We start from the raw sequence: 20,425 nt of genomic DNA, 5'->3' as shown, positions 1-20,425 counted from the left end.
CCTGGATCAGACTGCTGAGTGATGCTGGCGCTGGTCTTCGAAGAACTCGGACCAGGAGTCGACGTCGGGGTGCTGCTTGAGCAGTGCACGGCGCTGACGTTCGGTCATTCCGCCCCACACACCGAACTCGACACGATTGTCGAGAGCATCTGCTCCGCACTGCATGAGGACCGGGCAGTGACGGCAGATGGTGGCTGCCTTGCGCTGTGCGGCGCCACGAACAAAAAGTTGGTCGGGATCGACCTCGCGGCATCGCGCCTGAGTTACCCAGGCAATTCGTGCCTCGGCCTGCTCGATGTCCAAACGGCTACTCGGGGTGGCTGTGTACATTCTGGGTCCCCTCTACAAAGTCTGACCGTCGCCATGAGGCGAGCAGCGCACCATCTCAGCCGTCTCGCGGTAGCACGTGAAAGCTGAGACACATTCGTGATCGAGTGTTACGTCGATCACACTGATCACAATTTAGGTAAAGAACGCCCCTAACGCAAGACGGTTGGGAGCATTTTTTGGTACGGCAGTACAAAGCGCGTGTTCAGGAGGTTTTGAACACCCGCAAAACACTGAAACCGGTTCCAATGGGTGGGCACACGTACTCTGTAGATCGTGTCGATTGCAAAAACAGTGGCGAAGCTCGCCGGAAGCTCCGCATTGGCGGGTGTCCTGGTCGCAGGGGTGATGTTCCCGGTGGCCGGCGGATTCGGATTCGCGTCCAATCGCGCCGCCGATACCGTCGACAACGTCTCGGCCGAACTGGTCGAAGGCACGGTCCCCGCGGTGTCCACCATGGTCGATGCGGCAGGCAATCCCATTGCCTGGCTGTACGACCAACGACGCTTCGAAGTCCCGAGCGAGAAGATCTCCAACAACATGAAGTTGGCGATCGTCTCCATCGAGGACCGCCGGTTCCCCGACCACAAGGGCGTCGACTGGCAGGGAACGCTGCGCGCCTTCCTCACCAACACGACGACCGGTGAAGTGCAGCAGGGCGCGTCGACACTCGATCAGCAGTACGTGAAGAACTACCAACTGTTGGTCGTGGCCAAGACGGATGCCGAGCGCCGCGCTGCCATCGAGACCACCCCGGCCCGAAAGATCCGCGAGATCCGGATGGCGCTGACGCTGGACAAGGAACTCACGAAAGACGAGATCCTCACCCGGTACCTCAACCTCGTACCGTTCGGCAACGGATCCTTCGGCATTCAGGACGCGGCTCAGACCTACTTCGGCGTCGACGCCGCAGATCTGACCGTTCCGCAGTCCGCGATGCTGGCCGGCATGGTTCAGTCCAGCTCCGCGCTGAACCCGTACACGAACGTCGAGGGCGTGACCGAGCGTCGTAACACCGTGCTCGACACCATGATCACGAACATTCCGGATCGTGCCGACGAGTTCCGTGCAGCCAAGGAAGAGCCCCTCGGCGTCCTCGAAACCCCCAACAACTTGCCGCGCGGCTGCATCGCTGCAGGCGATCGCGGATTCTTCTGTGATTACGCACTGAAGTACCTCTCGGATGCCGGAATCACCCGCGACCAGATCAACGAGGGTGGTTACCTCATCAAGACCACTCTCGATCCGCAGGTCCAGGCGTCCACCAAGGCCGGACTGAACGCGAACGCGAGCGCCAACCTCGACGGCATCGCGAACGTGATGAACGTGATCAGGCCGGGCCAGGATTCACACAAGGTCATCGCGATGGCCAGCAGTCGCACGTACGGACTCAATGCCGACGCCGACGAAACCGTCCAGGCGCAGCCGTACTCCCTTGCCGGTGACGGTGCGGGTTCCGTCTTCAAGATCTTCACGACCGCTGCGGCGATGGAGAAGGGCCTCGGCATCAACGCGACCCTCGACGTGCCCAAGCGCTTCGAAGCCAAGGGCATGGGTAGCGGTGGTGCGGCAGGCTGCCCGGTCTCGACGTACTGCGTGGAGAACGCCGGTAACTATCCGCCGACGCTGTCCGTGACCGACGCCCTGGCGCAGTCCCCAAACACCGCTTTCGTCAAGCTCATCGAGGCGACCGGCGTCACGCCGACCGTCGACATGGCTGTCCGTCTCGGCATGCGCTCGTACGCCGATCCCAACACCTCGGGCTTCGACGAGCGCAGCATGGCCGACTTCCAGAAGGAACAAAACCTCGGTTCGTTCACCCTCGGCCCCACCTGGATCAACCCGCTCGAACTCTCCAACGTCGCGGCCACTCTCGCCTCGCACGGCAAGTGGTGCCCGCCGAGTCCCATCGATTCGGTCTTCGACCGCTACGGCAAGCCGGTGGCCGTCACCGAGCAGGGCTGTGAGCAGGTCGTCGAGCCCGGCTTGGCAGACACACTGGCCAACGCCATGAGCCGTGACGACGTCGGCGCCGGTACGTCTGCCGGTGCCGCGAGCAGCGCCGGATGGAGCCTGCCGATGTCGGGCAAGACGGGTACCACCGAGACCCACAAGTCCTCGGCGTTCCTCGGCTTCACCAACAACCTCGCTGCGGCCGTCTACATCTTCGGCGACTCCCCGACGCCCGGCGAGATCTGCTCGAGCCCGCTACGCCCCTGCTACAGCGGCAACCTGTACGGCGGTACCGAACCGGCGAGATCCTGGTTCGCGGCAATGAACCCGGTCGCCAACAACTTCGGGCCCACCTCGCTGCCCCCGATCGACGAGAAGTACGCACGGGGATCACAGAACGGCCAGGTTCCCGAGGTTGTCGGCCTGAGCCAGTCGGCGGCGACGTCGAGGTTGCAGGCGTCCGGCTTCACGGTCAATTCCGTGACCACGGCATCCGGAGCACGGGCGGGAACGGTCACCGGAGTTTCGCCGTCCGGGTCCGCGATCCCGGGTTCGACCGTCACGATCTACATCAGTGACGGGTCCGTAAGGGCTCCGGCAGCACCCGCATCCCCGGCAGCTCCAGCAGCTCCGGCACCGGGCGCGACTCCCCCGGATGCGACTCCGCCGGGAGGCGAACCCGCACCGCCTGCGGGGACCCCACCGAACTGACGGCCCTGAAAACTGACGGCCCTGAAAACAAGAACGGCCGCGATCTCCGAGTGACTCGGAGTTCGCGGCCGTTTTCGGTTTCCGGTGGCGCGCTTCTACAGGCGGGACTTCACTGCTGCAGAGATACGTGCGCCATCGGCCTTGCCCTTGGCCAGCGCGCTGGCGGCCTTGATGACCTGGCCCATCTGACGCATACCCGGACGCTCACCGAGCTCCTCGGACACCTGAGCGAGGGCGGTGTCGACGACGTCGACGAGTTCGGCGTCGGTCAACGGCGTCGGCAGGTACTCGTCGATGATCTGAGCTTCGGCGCGCTCTTTCGCGGCAAGTTCACCGCGGCCGTTCTCGGTGTAGATCTCGGCCGATTCGCCGCGCTTCTTCGATTCCTTTGCAAGGACTTTGATGATTTCTTCGTCGGTGAGGACCCGTGCTTCCTTACCGGCCACCTCTTCGGTCTGGATGGCTGCCATGAGCATCCGAAGGGTGGCTGTACGTAGCGGATCCTTCGCCTTCATGGATGCAACCATGTCGGTTCGGAGGGTGGCTTTGAGCGATGGTGTCGTGTCGGACATGGTGGAAACGCTACGCGCTCGGCGTTTCGAGCGTGCCGATAGTTACCTCCGCCCGGACACAATTCTCTGTGGAATAGCTGTAAAAGGCAGCGAGAGCGACGCAGAAGAACGCCACACCCGTATCCTTGAGAGGTGTCTTCCCAGTTCCGCACCAATCTGACCCGCACCGCACTTGGTGCCGCGGGCGCCGCTGCACTAGGGATCGGGTACGCATCCGGCATCGAACGCAATGCATTTGCACTGCGTGAGGTGACGATGCCAGTCCTGGCGCCCGGTTCGTCGTCGCTGCGGGTCCTCCATCTCAGCGACCTGCACATGATGCCGAACCAACGGTTGAAACAGAATTGGTTGCGTGAGCTCGAAGGCCTCGACCCCGACCTCGTGGTCAACACCGGAGACAACTTGTCGCATCAGCGCAGCGTCCCGGCAGTGGTCCAGGCGCTCGGCGATCTGTTGGCTCGGCCGGGTCTGTTCGTCTTCGGCAGCAACGACTACTTCGCTCCGAAACCGAAGAATCCACTGAGCTACATCTTCAACAAGGACAAGCGCATCACCGGAGATCCCCTCCCCTGGGGCGATCTGCGGGCCGCGTTCACCGAACGTGGATGGCTGGACATGACCCACGTGCGCCGCGAACTCGAAGTGGCCGGTATTCGCATTGCTGCCGCCGGCGTCGACGATCCGCACCTGAAGCGCGATCGCTACGACACCGTCGCCGGAACACCCAATCCCGTCGCCCAGCTCAAGCTCGGCCTGACGCACTCACCCGAACCTCGAGTTCTCGACCGGTTCGCCGACGACGGCTACGACCTGGTGCTCGCCGGCCACACGCACGGTGGTCAGCTGTGCCTTCCGTTCTACGGCGCGCTGGTCACCAACTGCCAGATCGACCGATCCCGGGTCAAGGGACCGTCGAAGTGGGGCGCACACACCCAGCTGCACGTCTCAGCAGGCATCGGCACTTCGCCGTGGGCTCCGGCACGCTTCTGCTGCCGCCCCGAGGCAACTCTGCTGACTTTGGTTCCGGCGACCAGGCGCGAACCGGAGCATGTCTCCGCACACAGTTCCGCAGAGTCTCCAGCGTCGGTTCTACGCAACTGACCTGCGGATTTAATGTCAGTCGACTCGGTAATGTAAGCTAACCGAGGTTCGACACGGGGTGTGGCGCAGCTTGGTAGCGCGCTTCGTTCGGGACGAAGAGGTCGTGGGTTCAAATCCCGCCACCCCGACAGTGAAGAACAGAAATCGAGGCCCTTCCGCTTACGCGGGAGGGCCTCGATTTCGTTGACGATAAGGTGAAGCCGTGGCATCCGAACCAGACTTCGCGCACAACGACATGGCGAGCCGTAGCCGACGTGAGAAAGCTGTCGGTCTTGCCAAGTTCGCCTGGGATCGCGATATCAGTAGTGCAGAGTTGCTCGACATGCCCGACGATCGGCTGCGCAAGCTTGCGCGGGCGGCGGGCGCCAATCCGCCGAGCACGCGGGAGACCTGGACGATCGCGGCCGGACTGCTCGACGAGAAAGCCGTGTGGGCAGCAGCCAACCCAGACCGTCCCGAAGCTCGGCGTGAGCATCCGGACGAGAAGATCATGTGGGTGAAGAAGCCGATCGAGCCCTGGCTGTGACAGCCGAATTCAGCGCAGGTGTGACAGCCGAATTGAGTGCAGCTGTGACAGCCGAATTCAGCGGAGCTGTGAAGCGGTGATCGGGCAGGTCGATGAAGTAGTTGTGGATTGCTCCGCACCAGCCCAGTTGGCGACCTTCTGGGCCGGAATCCTCGGTGGGCAGCCGGTGGAGCGGAGCGCGGAGTGGGCGTTTGTCGACCCTCCAGGATGGACTCGCCTCGCCTTCCAGCGTGTACCGGAATCCAAGCTGACGAAGAATCGTCTACACATCGACGTCAGTGTGGATGACGTCGTCGCTGCGACCGAAGCTGCCGAGCGCCTCGGCGCAACTCGGGTCGGTACTGTCCAGCAGGACCCGGCCGGCACCTTTCAGGTGCTGCTGGATCCCGAGGGAAACGAGTGGTGCGTCGTCCGAAGTGCCGGAAGGTGATTTACGCTCCCGCTACGGTTTCGCGAGCCCAACGGTAGTCGGCCTTACCGCTGGGCGAGCGGAGGATGGTTGGTACGAGCACGATCGAGCGGGGGATCTTGTACCCGGCGACGTGGGTGCGGCAATGCTCCGACAATGATTCCGTCGCAACATCTTCGAATCCCGGTCGAACCTGCACCACCGCGGCGACCTTCTCACCGAATCGAGTGTCGGGCGCACCCGCTACCAAGGCGTCGAAAACTGCCGGGTGAGTTTTGAGTGCCTGCTCCACTTCTTCGGGGTAGACCTTCTCGCCGCCGGAGTTGATGCACATCGAACCGCGCCCGAGCAGCACGATGGTTCCGTCGGCTTCCATCGTGCCCATGTCCCCGAGTACCGCCAGACGAACCCCGTCGACGACGGGAAAAGTTGCAGCAGTCTTGGCCGGGTCGCCGAAGTAGGCAACAGGAACATGGCCGGCCCGGGCGATGAAACCGACTGTGTCCGAGCCTGGTTCGATGCGACGGAATTCGTCGTCCACAAGAATCATGTTGGGGTTGGATCGAATTCGCTTGGAACCGTCCTCACCGAATTCGACGACGCCGTCGTTGCCGGATTCCGAAGCACCGAATGCATCCTTGATCACCAACCCCGGTAGTCGGGTTGTCAGTTCTGCTTTCAGGTTCGGGGAGAACAACGCGCCACCCGACCCGATCAGTTGGAGAGTCGAAAGGTCGTAGCGGCCTTCGCTTGCGGTGATGGCGTCGGCGATCGGCCGAGCAATTGCGTCGCCGACGACGGTGATTCCGGTGATCTTCTCGGCCTCGACCAGTCGCAACACTTCCATCGGATCGAAGCTGCGGGTCAGCACTCGGGGCGCTCCCATGAGGAATGCCGTGAGCAGTGAATAGATTGCGGCTCCATGCATGAGCGGCGGGATGAGTAGCAGCACAGTTGGATTGGTGTTCGCTGCAGCTGCATCCACAACCTCTTCGAGGCTACGACGCGGCGGCCCGCTGAGATTCGCTCCGGACAGGGCGGCAAAGAAGAAGTCCTCGTGCCGCCACACCACCCCCTTGGGCATTCCGGTTGTGCCGCCGGTGTAGATGATGAAATGGTCGTCGTTGCTGCGAGGGCCGAAGTCGCGGGTATCAGTCTGCGCGGCAAGGGCGTTCTCGTAGTCTTCGCCGACGATCAACACGTGGGTGATCTCCGGACACTGCGGAACCACGGCCAATGCCGTCGGCGCGAATTCCTCTTCGACCAGCAGTGCCACCATTTGAGAGTTGGTGTAGATGTACAGGAGTTCTGCATCGGTATAGCGGAAGTTGACGTTGATCGGTACCGCTCTGATCTTCAAGCAAGCCAGAAGCGCTTCGACGTACTCGACGCAGTTACGCATGTGAATACCGACGTGCTGCCCAGGCTCGACGCCCACCGACTGCAGATGATGAGCGAGTCGGTTCGATCGCAGTTCGAGTTCGGCGTAGCTCAATCGCACGTCTTCCAGAATCAAGGGAACTCGATCGGGGATCGCATCGGCAACGGCCTCGAACAGATCGGCAATGTTCAGGGTCATCGAAATCCTCACTACACGCGTCTTCGCTTACCAGTACAGGTCTTTCGCGAAGCTAACACGTTGGTCGCACCCTGTAGTCCGAATTGCGTAGCGGTCCCGCTGAGCGAGACCTGACGCGCCGCTCACCTGGCATCAACGGTGCGGACACCTCCCTGACCAAGCCCGATAGCCGAAAGGTAGGGTAGCCTAATGCACTCACGCACCACTCTCCGGAGCCGCACGTCGGTCCGGGTCGCCATGGTTGCTCTGGCGACTGTTTTTGCCGCTACGGCCTGCGGCTCTTCCGACGCCGGCGGCAATGCAAACGGCAACACCGATGTCGCGACCGGCGGCAAGCTGTTCAGCACCGCCGACACGGAAACCGCGAAGCTCGGCAGCGATGCCGCGCCAGGCGAGTTCCCTCGCACCATCACCCATGCCCTGGGCGAGACCACCCTCGAGGCCAAGCCGACCCGCGTCGTCGTCCTCGACAGCGGTGAACTCGACGAGGTTCTCTCGCTCGGGATCACCCCGGTCGGCATCGCCAGCCCGGAAAGCGCCGCCGGTCAGCCGTCGTACCTGGCGGACAAGTTGGTCGGTGTCCCCGACGTCGGCACGACCAACAACCTCAACCTCGAGGCGATCACCGCACTGCAGCCCGATCTGATCCTCGGCAGCAAGCTGCGCCAGGACAAGCTTTACCCGCAACTCGCGGCAATCGCTCCGACGGTCTTCAGCATCCGCCCCGGCTTTCCGTGGAAGGAGAACTTCCTCCTTGCCGGTGACGCACTCGGCGAGGAGACCAAGGCTGAGCAGGTTCTCAACGACTACCAAGAGCACGCCGACAAGGTACGTGAGTCGATCGACGGCTCCCCGACCGTTTCACTGGTTCGTTTCATGTCCGGGAAGCTGCGCCTGTACGGCAATCTGTCGTTCATCGGCGTCATCTTGAAGGACGTCGGCCTGCCCCGCCCGGCGATCCAGGACATCGACGAACTGGCCGTCGAGGTCAGCCCCGAAACGATCACCGAGGCGGAGGGTGACCGAATCTTCTACTCCAGCTACGGAAATCCCGCCGACACGGGCCAGACCACGGTTGTTGCCGGACCACTGTGGGCCAGCATGGACGCAGTCAAGGAAGGACGCGCCACCGAGGTGAGCGACGAGACCTGGTTCCTGGGCCTCGGCCCGACAGGTGCCGGCCTGGTTCTCGACGACCTGCAGGCCAAGCTCGGCAAGTAGCCGTCACCGGCACAAAGAACGCCGCCCGACTCTCCGGAGTCGAGCGGCGTTTTTTGTTCAGCGGTTGTCCTGCTCGAGGTGTTCGTTCATCGTCGAGTGAAGGTCGACGAGAAATTCCTCGAATCGACTGAGCAGTTCGGGCGGGTACTTCGCCATCATGGCGTCGAGTCGCACGGCAAGGGGCCCGAAGAACTCGTCCGCCAGGTCCTGCACATGCGCACTGCTGTGCAGCGTGACCACTCGCCGGTCGGCATTCTCTCGGGTCCGGACGATATGTCCCGCCTTCTCCAGGCGGTTGAGCAACGCGGTGGTTGCACCCGACGTCAGCGAGATCCGCTCTCCGAGGCGGGCGGGTGAGAGCGGCGTCCCCTTCTCCTCGGCAGCGGTGATTTCCATCAAGGCAGTCGCGTCGGTGGAATGCAGGCCGAGCCACGACGCGAATCGATGGCTGAATTCGGTGAACGTGCCACCGTACGCGCGGAATTCGTCCATCAGCCGCTCCCGCTCCACGGAGATGTCGCGCGGTGCTTCCACCTCGGTGATCCCACCTTTCCTGTGCCAGACGGCGGCCGGTCGAACCCAGCGCGCACGTTGACAACTTACCGCCTCAAATATACCTTCATAATAAAGTTACTTCACAATGGAGGTTTATTCGTGAACATCTCACCCACCACCCGCAAGTGGTTGGGCCTGATCGCCATTGCACTCGGCGTGGCACTGATCGTCGTCGACACCACGATCGTCAACGTCATAGTTCCCTCGATCATCGAAGATCTCGGGATCAATTCCGTTCAGGCTCAATGGATCCAAGAGTCCTACGCAATCGTGTTCGCGGCACTCCTGCTTCTGGTCGGCAGAGTTGCCGACCTGGTCGGCGCCCGTCGTATCTTCATCGCCGGTGTCGTCGTGTTCGGCGCAACGAGCCTGCTGGCCGGACTGGCGCCGAACGGCGGTCTGCTCATCCTGGCGCGCTTCCTGCAGGGCGCCGGCGCGGCCATGATCCTGCCCACGTCACTGTCGCTTCTGAACGCGATGTTCACCGGAAAGGCGCGCGGCCAGGCCTTCGCGGTCTGGGGCTCCACCATCGGCGCTGCATCCGCCCTCGGCCCATTGCTCGGCGGCTGGCTTGCCGAACATGCCTCATGGCGTTGGGCATTCGGGATCAACATTCCGCTTGCTGCGCTCATTCTCATCGGCGCAGTGCTGTTCATCGCACCCTCGACGCGCACCGCAGGGCGCGTCGACGCCACCGGAGCGGCACTGTCCATCGCCGGCCTGGGCCTGCTGGCCTTCGGACTCGTCGAGGGACGAACGTACGGGTGGCTGACGACGAAGGAACCCTTCGATCTATTCGGTCTGTCATGGTCCAGCGGCCCGTCGCCGGTTCTGGTGGCGCTGGTTCTCGCCGTTCTGTCGCTCGGTGCGTTCGCTTACCGTCAAACCATGCTCACCCGCAGCGCCGATCCGTCGCGGGCGCTGATGGACGTGCGGTTGTTCTCCATCTCGTCGTTCCGCAACGGCAACATCGCGACGCTGATCATCGGACTCGGCGAGTTCGGAATCGTTGCGGTGCTTCCTCTCTGGCTCCAGTTCACGCTCGGATACAGCGCCCTCCAGGCAGGGCTCGCGCTGGTTCCCATTGCCATCGGCAGCTTTGTCGCCAGTGGTGCGAGCTTCGGGCTGGCATCGAAGGTCTCGCCGTTGGGCTTGGTCCGTATCGGCCTGGCTCTCGAAGCGCTCGGTCTCGCCGGCCTCGGATTCATCGCTGCGACAGACAGCCCCTGGTGGACTATCGCCGCAGTGCTGTTCTTCTACGGAATCGGCGTCGGTTTTGCGACTGCCCAGGTGACCAACGTGGTGCTCGAGGAGATTCCCGAGCAGAGCGCCGGTCAAGGCTCCGGCATTCAGAGCGCGTTCCGCCAACTCGGATCCGCACTGGGCATCGCTGTCCTCACCACGGTCTTCTTCAGCACTCTCAATTCGACGCTGAACAACGACCTCACCGGATCCGGTGTCGACCAAGCTCAGGCTGATCAGTTGACGCGGGCAGTCACCGACAGCGCAGGCGCCGCCATCGACTCGCTGGCCGGTTCACCGAACACTGCCTTCGTCGCCGACGCTGCCCAATCTGCGATGACTCACGGCATCACACTCGGCGGATACCTTGCGGCCGGATTTGTCGTGGTGGGCCTGATCGCCACGGCGCTCATCCCGAACAAGCCGGCCCCGTCAAACGAGGAGGAAACGAAAGCAGCAGCCGACGTCGCCTGACGGTCGGATCGGTGCAGTACGGTGCCGGTATGCGATTGCCCTGGTCACGGTCATCACAGTCACGGTCAGCACAGTCACGGTCAGCACAGTCACGGTCAGCACAGTCACGGTCAGCACAGTCACGGTCAGCACAGTCACGGTCAGCACCGGTGCTCAGTGAGGCCGACATCGTCGCCGTAGGTGAGCAAGCACGCGAACTGGTACTCCCAGGTTTCGCGACGTTCGACGAAATCTGCGAAGCCGCCCGAGACTGTGTCGAGGGCGGCTTCGAGAACGACGAACTCGGCAGACAGATCGACGCAGTAGTGCGTGAGGTCTGGGACCACAGACTCGGGGAGCAGACCCAGTGGACGGCTCCCGGCGACTTCGAGCGCCTCTCCGCAGCCTTCGCTGATCTCGAGCGCAACGGCATCGTAGCCCGGATGAACTTCACCTGCTGCATGCAGTGCGGCACTACTGAAATCGACGACGAACGCACGCCGTCCGAACCCGACGAGAACGGGTATCCCTTTGCTCAGTGGGCGTACACGTTCTTCCACATGCAAGATGCGGAGCGTCTCGGCGACGAGCCGTCCGATCTCTACTTGTCCTACAGTGCGTTTCGTCCGGCCCACGATCTCGATCCCGCACTGGTCGCCGCTGCCTTCGGCGGCGACGAAACCGCCAAGGCACACATGATCGCGCACACCGATCAGACCGTCGGGCGCCAGGTAGCCGACGCACTCCGAACTCAGGGGCTGAGCGTCGATTGGAACGGTGACAACAATCAGCGTATCCGTGTCACCGACGTATGTTGGCGCAAACCGCTTCCGCAGTAGGAGATTCAGCTGGGTGGCAATACGCGGTCGAGGAACGTATTGCTGAAGACGCGGTGTGGGTCGTGTTCGTCGAGAGTGGCGAGAGCGAAGTCCCAATTCCCGTCGCCACCGGCACGGAAGGTGGCAGGCACTGTGCTGGTGAGGAATTCGTCGTCCTGGTACGCCGCCTGATCGGTGAATGCCCACCCCTTGGACCACTCCGGACGGAAGGTCGCGTAATCGCCGGAGTAGTTCGCGACCATCCACCGTTCCATTTCGCGAAGGAAGGCAGGCAATCCCGCGGTGCCGGGAATCGAGACCACGTTCATCCAGATCGCTGTGTCCCAGTCCTGACGATCCGCCCGCGGCCGCACCGCTGACAGGTCCGGCACTCCGGCGCTGTCGACCAACACCTCGCCGTCATCGTCGACACCGCAGAGACGCACTTCGAACGGCATGTTGACGGGATACTGCCCCAGCGACGCGTAGTGCGTCATTCGTTCGTTCAGCCAACTCGTCATCTCGTGGACGACTCGGCCGATGTTGGACCGCTTGGTGATCACGGCTCCGCCCCCGGCTACGACGCGCAAGGTCGTGTGCCGGAGGTAGAACAGAACGTCTTTCGACCAGCCCCAGAGATCGTCGGTGTCGGTCAGCACCAATCCTGCTGCTACAGCGCCGAACTGAGAGGCGCCGAACAGCGGTGTCGCACCTTGGAGACCCTGTGCCACCATCCCCAACGGGGTGGTGACCTCTTCGGGAATCGCGTCGGAGAAGAAGTAGTTGTACGGCCCGCTCACCTCTCGGGACTCCGGCGGTTTGACCGGGGTCGGTGTCCAGACCTTGAGCCACGGTGTTTGCGTGAACGGGAACCAGATTGCTTCCACCCGTCCGGATTTCTCGACGAAACTCTCGTAGGTACGCCCTGGCGAACCGGGAGCAGCAAAGAGTTCTTGCCACGGAATGTCGGTGAAACTCTGGCACCGCAGCCGATAATTCTCCCCGGCTTGCAGCGTCACGGAGGTGACGAAGGTTCGACCCAGATGGGTCAGGAAGGCGGTGCTCTCGACGTCCGATCGGTGAAATGTCTTCAGTGCGTACCGATTGATGCCTTCGTCCCACGCCACCACCGTGATCTCGGTGATCAGGTTGCTCAGCGAACCATACGATTGACCAGGGGTGATCGTCTCCCCCACAGCCGGATAGGTTGCCCCGTGAGCACCGATCGCCAGCGCGCCGGCGATGGACAGCTCACCGATCGCCGGAGAGTTGGCCCAGCCGAGCCCTTCTCGCTCGAGCGCTGTCAGAATCGCTTCGATACTGGCGCCGGCGCCCGCCGTGACCGTTGCGGGCGTGCCGTGCTGCACCACAACCGAATTCAGTTTGGCCATCGTATCGACCAGCAGAACTCGATCCGAAGGCGCGCCGGGCACCACCGTCAACGGACTCCACCCGTGCATCGTTCCCTTCGCACGCACTGTGTACCCGTTGTCGAACGCCCAGTTGGCGAGGGTGACGACGTCATCGCTGTGACGTGCCGTGGCCGTCCACACGCTGTCGAGCATGATTTCTCGAGACCAGTTCGCGTACGCCTGCTGTGACAACGGAATGTCCGACGGAAATCCGGGCGGTGGCGCGATGGTCGATGCCGAACCCCAGGGAACTGCTCCAGCCGGCGCCCAGGAAATGCCCGCGAGAGCAGCTGCGCCGGCACTCGCTGCGAGAAATCCGCGCCGGCTCACACCGTCTTCGCTCGAGCTGTGCTCTGCCATGCGCTCTGCTTGATGCACCACTGCTCACTCCGTCAGCCGACTCGGTTCATGTCAGGGACGAACGTAGAACAAATATGATTACGATGCCAGTGGTTCCGTAATAAAAGTTTTCCGAAGCTCACTGCACCATCGGAGCGAAGACCGCGTAGATCGCTTCCGGGGCACCGTCGAACGCACTGATGATCAACCAGGCAGTCAGAACCGTCAACGCCGGCCCGATCAGGATCTTCTCGAGGTTCCCACCTGCACGGATGGACAGGAATGACGGCAGCCGTTGTTCCCACCATCGTTTGCCGCCGAGCGGAATCAGGGGCGCGAGAAACGGCACCCCTTCCTTGGTGATCGCATCGCCGAGACAGTGCGTGGCGCAACCCAGTGCCACCGCAACACCTAGCCCCGTGGATCCAGCCTCACTCGGATACCACTGCCAGGTGAGGGCAGAGAGCACCAACGCAACGGCGGAGACCGCGAGCCAACCCTTCTCCTTGGCCAATTCACCCGCCAATCCACGGATGGCCAACCCGAGGCAGAAGAACAGGGTGATGATGATGGCTGGCTTCCCGAACTGAACAACCAGCGCCGAGACCCCGGCACCCAACCCGGCGGCGAACAGCGCGGTGTGCGTGAGCGTCCGATGCCCACCACGACGCTTGCCGTCCTTCTTGCCTTTGGTGATGCGGTAGAAGGTCACCGAAATTGCGTCGATGCCTTTGGCCAGAGCCTTGCTGAGCGGACCGAATGATCGCGAAACCGTCGACTGACCGGTATCGAGGTCGGGAAGCAAGGCGGCTCCGGCACACACTCCGGCAAAGGTCAAAGTTTCCGCAGTGGATGTGGGCCCTCCCCAGTCGAGAGGCAACAACTCCGCAACCACCAACCCCACAGCAGCACCGGACATCGCGTGGGTGGGGCCCATGACCATGAAACACAACACCTTTCGAAACGCGCCCCGCATCAGGCCGTACCGCACCCTCTGCAAGACACCACACACATGACGCCGTCGGCGACGGCCCCGGCATGCTCGCCGAGACCGCCCCGAACGTAGCAAGTGCTACCGACAGGCTTGACCAACCTCCAGACCCAGTTGAGTACGGCCGTACCGTTCCAGGTCAAAGCGGTTCATGCGGAGCTTTTTTCGCTCGTCAGCCCGCGGCAACCGTGCATGACAGGGCAACGCCTTCCTCCAGCGGAGCGACACCGGCCATGTCGAGCACCTCTGCCGGAACACCTTCGGTCGTCGGAGCCCACTCGACGGTCGGCAACGCCGGCACCCCTTCACGCGCAACGAATGTCGCAGCTTCGCTCGGCACTTCGATAGTGACTGCGGCCGTACCGGCCTCCTCCGCGCGCACGACCTTCCCCTCGTCGATGAGCTTCTGCAGCTCCTCGTCGGAAATCGGCGCCGCGACACCACACGCTACTTCGGGAGCCACACCCAACTCGGCTGGAGCGGTCGCGATCGACCGCACCGCCACCGGTGACCCGTCGGAAATCGGGTTGGAAGCCCAGGCGATTCCCGGCGCCACTGCCATACCGAGGACCGCCACGGACGCCACCACCACACCGGTCCGGCGGGCCCGCTTGCCGTTCACTTTCAATCGCGTCATCGTAGTTCTCCTTGATCGAACGTTCTCGAGTTCTCGGCGCGGTCGCATCCGAGAAACCCGAGGTTATGAAGCCAACACTGCAGATCTGTTGTCGGTTTCTTAGGAGTTGATGAGAATGCGACGGCCCTCGCTCCGAGCGAGGCCCCAGGCCTTGATCCGATGGCACCATGGCTGGGGTGAGTACACGCGAGCGCATCCTGATCGTTGACGACGACGCGAAGGTTCTGAATTCGCTCGAACGTGGACTCCGATTGTCGGGCTTCGACACGGCAACTGCCGTCGACGGACGATCGGCCTTGTCATCGGTGAACAAGCAATGCCCGGCCGCGCTCGTTCTCGACGTCAACATGCCCGGCCTCGACGGCGTCGGGGTGGTGACCGCCCTGCGCGCGATCGGCAACGAGGTTCCGATCTGCGTGCTCAGCGCCCGAAGTTCCGTGGGTGATCGCATCGCGGGGCTGGAGGCGGGCGCCGACGACTACCTCACCAAGCCCTTCGAGTTGGCCGAGCTCGTCGCCAGACTCCGCGCATTGCTTCGACGCACGACGCGAGCCACCCCGTCGGTCGACCATCCGATCACGGTGGGACCGCTGACGGTCGATCTCCGTGGCCATCGAGCGCACATCGACGGTAGGCGAATCGAACTCACCAAAAGAGAATTCGACCTGTTGTCGGTACTCGCCGAGCACGCCGGTGTCGTACTCAGTCGCGCACAACTCCTGCGACTCGTCTGGGGTTACGACTTCGCCGCCGACACCAATGTCGTCGACGTCTTTGTCACCTACCTACGCAAGAAACTCGAAGTCGACGGAGCGCCCCGCGTGATCCACACAGTGCGTGGGGTGGGCTTCGTCCTGAGGGCCGAACGATGAAGCGGCCGCTGTCACTTCAGACTCGCGTAGCCATCGCCTCGGGCCTGGCCGCCGGAATCGTGATTGCCGCGATCGGAATTGCGTTCGCGGTCTTTCTGCGTGTCAACGGATCCGAACAACTCGAACGCACTCTCGATTCCGTCACCCTGGGCGTCGCGGCGAGTGCGCCGAGCCCGCTATTCATCGAGACACCAACTGCAACAACAGAACCATCCGTGGTCAGCCCCGGATTCAACGCCGCGACCGTCAGCGCCTTGGCTACCACCGATGTTCGCAGTCGTGATGTTCTGGTGCCCGGCGACAGCGGCGCCACACTGGCCGTCAGCATCCCCGAAGACCCACTGACCCAGGCAATCCGCGAGCAGCAGTTCCAAGTGGCCGCTGCAGCAGTGGTCGCCATCCTTGCCGCGGCCGGGCTCGGTTGGTTCCTCACCGGCCGAGCCGTCCGGCCACTACAGCAATTGACCGAGACCACCAGTTCGATCGGCAACAACCTCGACGTCGACGGACTCTCGCGCCGGGCACCGTCGGTACGTGGAACGCGAGAAGCCGAAGAACTGTCGGAGGCAATCCAGAGCATGCTCAGTCGCATCGAAAGCGATCGAAGCCGCACCGAGGAGGCGTTGGAGTCGGCACGCGATTTCGCTCGCGTCTCCGCCCACGAACTGCGCACACCTCTCACGTCGATGCGTACCGATCTCGAAGTTCTCGCAACACTCGATCTCACGGAAAGCCAACGGCGCGAACTGTCCGGCGAATTGTTGGAAGCGCAGCGCCAGATCGAGCGCACCCTGACCGACCTCGAGACTCTAGCCCTGGGTGACGTGGCCGATCCCGAGGATTGTGCCGACGTCGATCTCGTCGAGGTTGCCGATCGCGCCGTCGCTGACGCCGGCCGTCTGCACCCGCAGGTCGACGTTCGTTTGAAAGCACCGGAAGAACTTTCGGTTCAGGCCTTTCCCGCGGGTATCCGTCTGGTGCTGACCAACGCCGTCACCAATTCCGTTCGGCACGGCAATGCCGACGAAGTCGAGATCACCGTCCGATCAGGGGCTGCGACGGGTTCGGCGACGGTTTTCGTCGACGACAACGGCACCGTGATCGCGCCTTCGGAACGCGAAGCGATGTTCGAGAGATTCGTTCGTGGTACCGGTGCGGGTGACGCCGGAAGCGGTTTGGGACTGGCCCTCGTCGCGCAGCAGGCGAGGCTGCACGGCGGTAGCGCGCGACTCGACAAGAGCCCACTCGGCGGAACTCGATTGATCTTCTCGATCAACCCAATTCGACGTGCAGAGCCTCGAGCAGCGGCTTGGCCGCCTCGTCGAAGAATCGGTCTTGGGTATCTCCACCGATCTGTACCAGTGCCACATCGGTGAATCCGGCGTCGGTGTATGCCTTGACCGCTTCGACGATCACATCGAGATCGGGACCACACGGAATGCTTTCAGCTACATCCTCTTTGCGCACGAACTGAGTCGCACCCGAGAAGCTCGCCGGCGTCGGCAGTTCGGAGTTCACGGACCACCCTCCGCCGAACCACCGGAACTGCTGATGAGCTCGTGCAATTGCCGTGTCGCGATCAGGGTCCCACGAGATCGGAATCTGACCGATGGTCCGGCCTGCGGGAGCCAATCCGTATGCTCGGCCGTGCACGTGCTTCCACAAGTGCACTAGCTCCGAATCCGGTTGCACGGCAATCAGATCGTCGGCCATCGGACCGAAACGCTCGACGGACTTGTCTCCGGACATGGCCAGCGCCAGCGGAACCGGGTTCTCGGGGAGATCCCAGATCCTGGCGGACTGGACGTCGAAGTACTCCCCCTTCCAGCTCACCAGATCTCCGGCGAGCAGTGCGCGAATGATGCTCACCGCCTCCTGCAGCATGTCCTGGCGGGTGTCGATGGACGGCCAACCCTCGCCGACCACATGCTCGTTCAGGCTCTCGCCACTTCCCAATCCCAGGGTGAAGCGTCCGTCCGCGAGGATCTGGATCGTCGCAGCTTTCTGAGCGACGACGGCGGGGTGGTACCTCACGGTCGGACAAGTCACGTACGTCATCAAACCGACTCGCTCGGTGGCGTGGGCGACTGCCCCCAGCACCGACCAGGCGTAGGGTGCATGCCCCTGCTCGGTCAGCCACGGCGAGTAGTGATCACTCATCACTTCGAAGTCGAAGCCGACTTCTTCGGCCCGAACTGCATGGCGAACCAGTTCTTTCGGACCTGCCTGCTCCGTCATCAAGGTGTAGCCGAATCGTGCCATCACTGATCAACTCCCGGTATCTAGGCCTGAAACGAGTTCGGAAATCACACTGCCGTCGAGGTGGTCGAGGAGGTCGCGGGCGTCGTCGTACACGGCAGCCGCACCCGCACCTTCGAGTTCGTCGGTCGACATGCCACCACTGCGCACTCCCACAGCCACAACGCCCGCCCATGTCGCCGCCTTCATGTCCCAGACGGCATCCCCGACCATGACCGCATTGCCCGCGTCGACACCTGCCTTCGCGAGCGCGACCTCGATCAGGTCCGGATCAGGTTTGGCCTCGTCGACGGATTCCGAAGAGGTGGCGGCGTAGATCATTTCGTCGATGTCGAGCGTCCGGCGTAGCAACTTCAGTTCGTCGTCCGGCGCCGAGGTAGCGAGCACCACATGCAGTCCGAGCGAGTGAACTCGGCGGATCAACTCGCGCGCTCCCGGCAGTACTCGGAGACGGTCGGCCGACTGCCGGTAGTACGTGGTGTGAAGTTCTTTGGCTCGCGGTCCGCACCCGTCGATGTCTTCGCCGAGCAAGGACTCCAGTAGTTGGTCTCCATCCATGCCGATGCTGCGGTGTACCCGCCACGCGTCGACCGGGCGACCTACCTCGAAGAAAGCTCGCGACCACGCTTCTACGTGCAGATAGTTGGAATCGACGAGCGTTCCGTCGATGTCGAAGAGAACCGCACCTATTGCCATGGGAATTGACTGCCCAACACCTCGGTTCGCGAAACTTGTGCCCCGAGCATTCTCAGCTCGAGAAGCGGATCATGGAGAGTGCGAACAGCAGAAGTGCACGTCGAACAGGGGTGTCGTCATGGAGTCAGTCGTTGTATTCCTTCTCGCATGCTTCGTCTATTGGTTTGCGCTTCTGTAGTTGGGTAGACGGAAACGGACCGCTGCCGGGAAGTGATTTCCCTTGCAGCGGTCCGCATTCGGTAGACCTAAGCGATGCTCATGTCAGCGGGTCACTGACCTGCGCGTACACCTTCTTCGACGCGCTTGCCCAAATCTGCGTCGACGTTCTTCCAGTACTCGAAGACACGCAACAGAACTTCCTCACTGACGCCGGCAAGGGCGTGGCCGACGATGTTGCTCACCAGGCGCTCACGAGCTGCGTCGTCGAGAACTTCACGGACCAGCGTTCCGGCCTGCGTGAAGTCGCCGTCCTCGGCGTGCTCGATGTATCCGGCGCGCACTGCCTTGCCGTCGAACGCCCACAGTCCTTCGTCACCGGCAACCGACGGATCGGCATGCGGTCCGCCGTACGAGTTCGGTGCGTACACCGGCGTCGACGGGGAATTGAAGCTGTAACGCATGGCGCCCTCCTTGGAGTAGGAGTTCACCTCGTTCTTCGGGGCATTGACCGGCAGGTCGGCGTAGTTGGTGCCGATGCGGTAACGATGTGCGTCGGCGTAGGAGAAGACGCGGCCGAGAAGCATCTTGTCCGGGCTGAATCCGATGCCGGGCACCACGTTCGACGGCTCGAACGAAGCCTGCTCGATCTGCGCGAAGAAGTTCTCCGGGTTGCGGTTCAGCGTCCACTTGCCGACCTCGATCAGTGGGTAGTCCTTCTGGGACCAGACCTTGGTGAGGTCGAACGGGTTGAAGCGGTAGCCTTCGGCCTCGTCGACCGGCATGATCTGAACCTTGAGTGTCCAGCTCGGGAAATTACCGGCCTCGATGGCGTTGTACAGATCCGCGCGGTGGTAGTCGGGATCGCTACCGGCGAGGCTGTCTGCTTCGGCCTGCGTCAGGAACTCGATGCCCTGATCGGTCTTGAAGTGGTACTTCACCCAGAAGCGTTCACCCGCAGCGTTGACCCACTGGTAGGTGTGCGATCCGAAGCCGTCCATGTTGCGCCAGGTCTTCGGGATCCCGCGGTCACCCATCAGCCAGGTCACCTGGTGAGCGGTCTCGGGACGCAGAGTCCAGAAGTCCCACTGCATGTCGTGGTCACGAAGACCCGAGCCGGGCAGTCGCTTCTGCGAACGAATGAAGTCGGGGAACTTGATGGCGTCCTTGATGAAGAACACCGGGGTGTTGTTGCCGACGAGGTCGTAGTTTCCCTCTTCGGTGTAGAACTTCATCGCGAAACCGCGCGGATCGCGCCAGGTGTCCGGGCTGCCCTGCTCACCGGCGACGGTGGAGAAGCGGACGAGGGACTCGGTCTTCTTACCCGGCTGCAGGAACGCGGCCTTGGTGTACTTGCTGACGTCGTGTGTGATGACGAGTTCACCGAAAGCGCCGCCGCCCTTGGCGTGGACGATGCGCTCCGGGACACGCTCGCGGTTGAACTGCGCGAGCTTCTCGATCAGGTAGTGGTCGTGAAGGAGCACCGGCCCCTGAATACCCGCGGTCAGCGATTCGTCATCACTTGCGACCGCGATACCGAAATTGTTGGTGGTGGGCTTGGTCATGGCGAAGCCTCCTAGCGTTGTGGGCTGGGCG

19 protein-coding genes and 1 tRNA gene are annotated in these 20,425 nt (G+C 62.7%); 10 read left to right on the top strand and 10 right to left on the bottom strand.

Annotated features, from left to right (window positions below):
- Positions 1-6: 6 nt before the first annotated feature.
- On the bottom strand, positions 7-330 hold the full coding sequence (locus YH3_RS04265) for a WhiB family transcriptional regulator (protein ID WP_007732375.1): 324 nt from the start codon (positions 328-330) through the stop codon (positions 7-9).
- Between the two features lie 291 nt (positions 331-621).
- Between YH3_RS04265 and YH3_RS04260 the strand changes: the two genes are divergently transcribed.
- Entirely contained in the window at positions 622-2,991 is a 2,370-nt protein-coding gene (locus YH3_RS04260; protein WP_003943525.1) for a transglycosylase domain-containing protein, read from the top strand.
- A gap of 95 nt (positions 2,992-3,086) precedes the next feature.
- Here the strand turns inward: YH3_RS04260 and YH3_RS04255 are convergent, their stop codons facing one another.
- Positions 3,087-3,563, bottom strand: coding sequence for a GatB/YqeY domain-containing protein (locus tag YH3_RS04255; protein WP_003943491.1), 477 nt, complete (start codon positions 3,561-3,563; stop codon positions 3,087-3,089).
- Positions 3,564-3,695: 132 nt separating this feature from the next.
- Between YH3_RS04255 and YH3_RS04250 the strand changes: the two genes are divergently transcribed.
- The 4 genes from YH3_RS04250 (at position 3,696) to YH3_RS04235 (ending at position 5,620) form a co-directional block, all read left to right on the top strand.
- Positions 3,696-4,664, top strand: coding sequence for a metallophosphoesterase (locus tag YH3_RS04250; protein WP_003943461.1), 969 nt, complete (start codon positions 3,696-3,698; stop codon positions 4,662-4,664).
- A gap of 54 nt (positions 4,665-4,718) precedes the next feature.
- Positions 4,719-4,792, top strand: a tRNA-Pro gene (locus tag YH3_RS04245).
- A 74-nt stretch (positions 4,793-4,866) separates the two neighbouring features.
- Positions 4,867-5,190, top strand: a complete 324-nt coding sequence (locus YH3_RS04240; protein WP_003943496.1) for a hypothetical protein — start codon at positions 4,867-4,869, stop codon at positions 5,188-5,190.
- Positions 5,191-5,266: 76 nt separating this feature from the next.
- Positions 5,267-5,620 (top strand): VOC family protein, encoded by a 354-nt coding sequence (locus YH3_RS04235; RefSeq protein WP_042446659.1) that lies wholly within the window; start codon positions 5,267-5,269, stop codon positions 5,618-5,620.
- 1 nt (position 5,621) lies between these two features.
- Here YH3_RS04235 and YH3_RS04230 read toward each other — a convergent pair whose 3' ends face one another.
- Positions 5,622-7,178 carry an acyl-CoA synthetase gene (locus tag YH3_RS04230; protein WP_054827461.1) on the bottom strand — a complete coding sequence of 519 codons (1,557 nt, stop codon included), beginning with the start codon at positions 7,176-7,178 and terminating at the stop codon, positions 5,622-5,624.
- Between the two features lie 189 nt (positions 7,179-7,367).
- Here YH3_RS04230 and YH3_RS04225 point away from each other — a divergent pair, with 189 nt between their 5' ends.
- Complete coding sequence (locus YH3_RS04225; protein WP_003943522.1) at positions 7,368-8,399, top strand: ABC transporter substrate-binding protein; 1,032 nt, start codon at positions 7,368-7,370, stop codon at positions 8,397-8,399.
- Between the two features lie 57 nt (positions 8,400-8,456).
- Here YH3_RS04225 and YH3_RS04220 read toward each other — a convergent pair whose 3' ends face one another.
- Entirely contained in the window at positions 8,457-8,933 is a 477-nt protein-coding gene (locus YH3_RS04220) for a MarR family winged helix-turn-helix transcriptional regulator (RefSeq protein ID WP_003943458.1), read from the bottom strand.
- Positions 8,934-9,053: 120 nt separating this feature from the next.
- Here YH3_RS04220 and YH3_RS04215 point away from each other — a divergent pair, with 120 nt between their 5' ends.
- Positions 9,054-10,670: a DHA2 family efflux MFS transporter permease subunit gene (locus YH3_RS04215; RefSeq protein ID WP_064443026.1), complete on the top strand. Its 1,617-nt coding sequence runs from the start codon at positions 9,054-9,056 to the stop codon at positions 10,668-10,670.
- A gap of 149 nt (positions 10,671-10,819) precedes the next feature.
- Positions 10,820-11,488: a hypothetical protein gene (locus tag YH3_RS04205; RefSeq protein WP_042446741.1), complete on the top strand. Its 669-nt coding sequence runs from the start codon at positions 10,820-10,822 to the stop codon at positions 11,486-11,488.
- A gap of 5 nt (positions 11,489-11,493) precedes the next feature.
- Here the strand turns inward: YH3_RS04205 and YH3_RS04200 are convergent, their stop codons facing one another.
- The 3 genes from YH3_RS04200 to YH3_RS04190 form a co-directional block, all read right to left on the bottom strand.
- Positions 11,494-13,239: a cholesterol oxidase substrate-binding domain-containing protein gene (locus YH3_RS04200; RefSeq protein ID WP_064443467.1), complete on the bottom strand. Its 1,746-nt coding sequence runs from the start codon at positions 13,237-13,239 to the stop codon at positions 11,494-11,496.
- A gap of 118 nt (positions 13,240-13,357) precedes the next feature.
- Positions 13,358-14,161, bottom strand: a complete 804-nt coding sequence (locus YH3_RS04195; protein ID WP_007732353.1) for a metal-dependent hydrolase — start codon at positions 14,159-14,161, stop codon at positions 13,358-13,360.
- Positions 14,162-14,381: 220 nt separating this feature from the next.
- Positions 14,382-14,846 carry a hypothetical protein gene (locus YH3_RS04190; RefSeq protein WP_003943487.1) on the bottom strand — a complete coding sequence of 155 codons (465 nt, stop codon included), beginning with the start codon at positions 14,844-14,846 and terminating at the stop codon, positions 14,382-14,384.
- A 167-nt stretch (positions 14,847-15,013) separates the two neighbouring features.
- Between YH3_RS04190 and YH3_RS04185 the strand changes: the two genes are divergently transcribed.
- Positions 15,014-15,718: a response regulator transcription factor gene (locus tag YH3_RS04185; protein ID WP_003943475.1), complete on the top strand. Its 705-nt coding sequence runs from the start codon at positions 15,014-15,016 to the stop codon at positions 15,716-15,718.
- Complete coding sequence (locus YH3_RS04180; RefSeq protein WP_064443024.1) at positions 15,715-17,094, top strand: sensor histidine kinase KdpD; 1,380 nt, start codon at positions 15,715-15,717, stop codon at positions 17,092-17,094. The genes YH3_RS04185 and YH3_RS04180 overlap by 4 nt, the downstream gene beginning before the upstream one ends.
- Here YH3_RS04180 and YH3_RS04175 read toward each other — a convergent pair.
- The 3 genes from YH3_RS04175 to YH3_RS04165 form a co-directional block, all read right to left on the bottom strand.
- Positions 16,991-17,980, bottom strand: a complete 990-nt coding sequence (locus tag YH3_RS04175; protein WP_007732341.1) for an LLM class F420-dependent oxidoreductase — start codon at positions 17,978-17,980, stop codon at positions 16,991-16,993. The two genes, YH3_RS04180 and YH3_RS04175, sit on opposite strands and share 104 nt — an antisense overlap.
- 6 nt (positions 17,981-17,986) lie before the next feature.
- Positions 17,987-18,673, bottom strand: coding sequence for an HAD family hydrolase (locus tag YH3_RS04170; RefSeq protein WP_003943463.1), 687 nt, complete (start codon positions 18,671-18,673; stop codon positions 17,987-17,989).
- Between the two features lie 269 nt (positions 18,674-18,942).
- Positions 18,943-20,394 carry a catalase gene (locus YH3_RS04165; RefSeq protein ID WP_003943483.1) on the bottom strand — a complete coding sequence of 484 codons (1,452 nt, stop codon included), beginning with the start codon at positions 20,392-20,394 and terminating at the stop codon, positions 18,943-18,945.
- Positions 20,395-20,425 lie beyond the last annotated feature (31 nt).

Origin of the sequence: Rhodococcus sp. YH3-3 (assembly GCF_001653035.1) — a bacterium.
GTDB classification, from domain to species: Bacteria; Actinomycetota; Actinomycetes; order Mycobacteriales; family Mycobacteriaceae; genus Rhodococcus_F; species Rhodococcus_F qingshengii.
Note: the sequence above shows the minus strand (reverse complement) of the source record. Positions and strands in the feature narration are given on the sequence as shown.

Bases quoted from the DNA above. Each gene is read 5' to 3' on its own strand.
- YH3_RS04265 (WP_007732375.1), bottom strand. From the start codon at position 330: ATGTACACAGCCACCCCGAGTAGCCGTTTGGACATCGAGCAGGCCGAG.
- YH3_RS04255 (WP_003943491.1), bottom strand. From the start codon at position 3,563: ATGTCCGACACGACACCATCGCTCAAAGCCACCCTCCGAACCGACATG.
- YH3_RS04230 (WP_054827461.1), bottom strand. From the start codon at position 7,178: ATGACCCTGAACATTGCCGATCTGTTCGAGGCCGTTGCCGATGCGATC.
- YH3_RS04225 (WP_003943522.1), top strand. From the start codon at position 7,368: ATGCACTCACGCACCACTCTCCGGAGCCGCACGTCGGTCCGGGTCGCC.
- YH3_RS04200 (WP_064443467.1), bottom strand. From the start codon at position 13,239: ATGGCAGAGCACAGCTCGAGCGAAGACGGTGTGAGCCGGCGCGGATTT.
- YH3_RS04195 (WP_007732353.1), bottom strand. From the start codon at position 14,161: ATGGTCATGGGCCCCACCCACGCGATGTCCGGTGCTGCTGTGGGGTTG.
- YH3_RS04190 (WP_003943487.1), bottom strand. From the start codon at position 14,846: ATGACGCGATTGAAAGTGAACGGCAAGCGGGCCCGCCGGACCGGTGTG.
- YH3_RS04185 (WP_003943475.1), top strand. From the start codon at position 15,014: ATGGCTGGGGTGAGTACACGCGAGCGCATCCTGATCGTTGACGACGAC.
- YH3_RS04180 (WP_064443024.1), top strand. From the start codon at position 15,715: ATGAAGCGGCCGCTGTCACTTCAGACTCGCGTAGCCATCGCCTCGGGC.
- YH3_RS04175 (WP_007732341.1), bottom strand. From the start codon at position 17,980: ATGGCACGATTCGGCTACACCTTGATGACGGAGCAGGCAGGTCCGAAA.
- YH3_RS04170 (WP_003943463.1), bottom strand. From the start codon at position 18,673: ATGGCAATAGGTGCGGTTCTCTTCGACATCGACGGAACGCTCGTCGAT.
- YH3_RS04165 (WP_003943483.1), bottom strand. From the start codon at position 20,394: ATGACCAAGCCCACCACCAACAATTTCGGTATCGCGGTCGCAAGTGAT.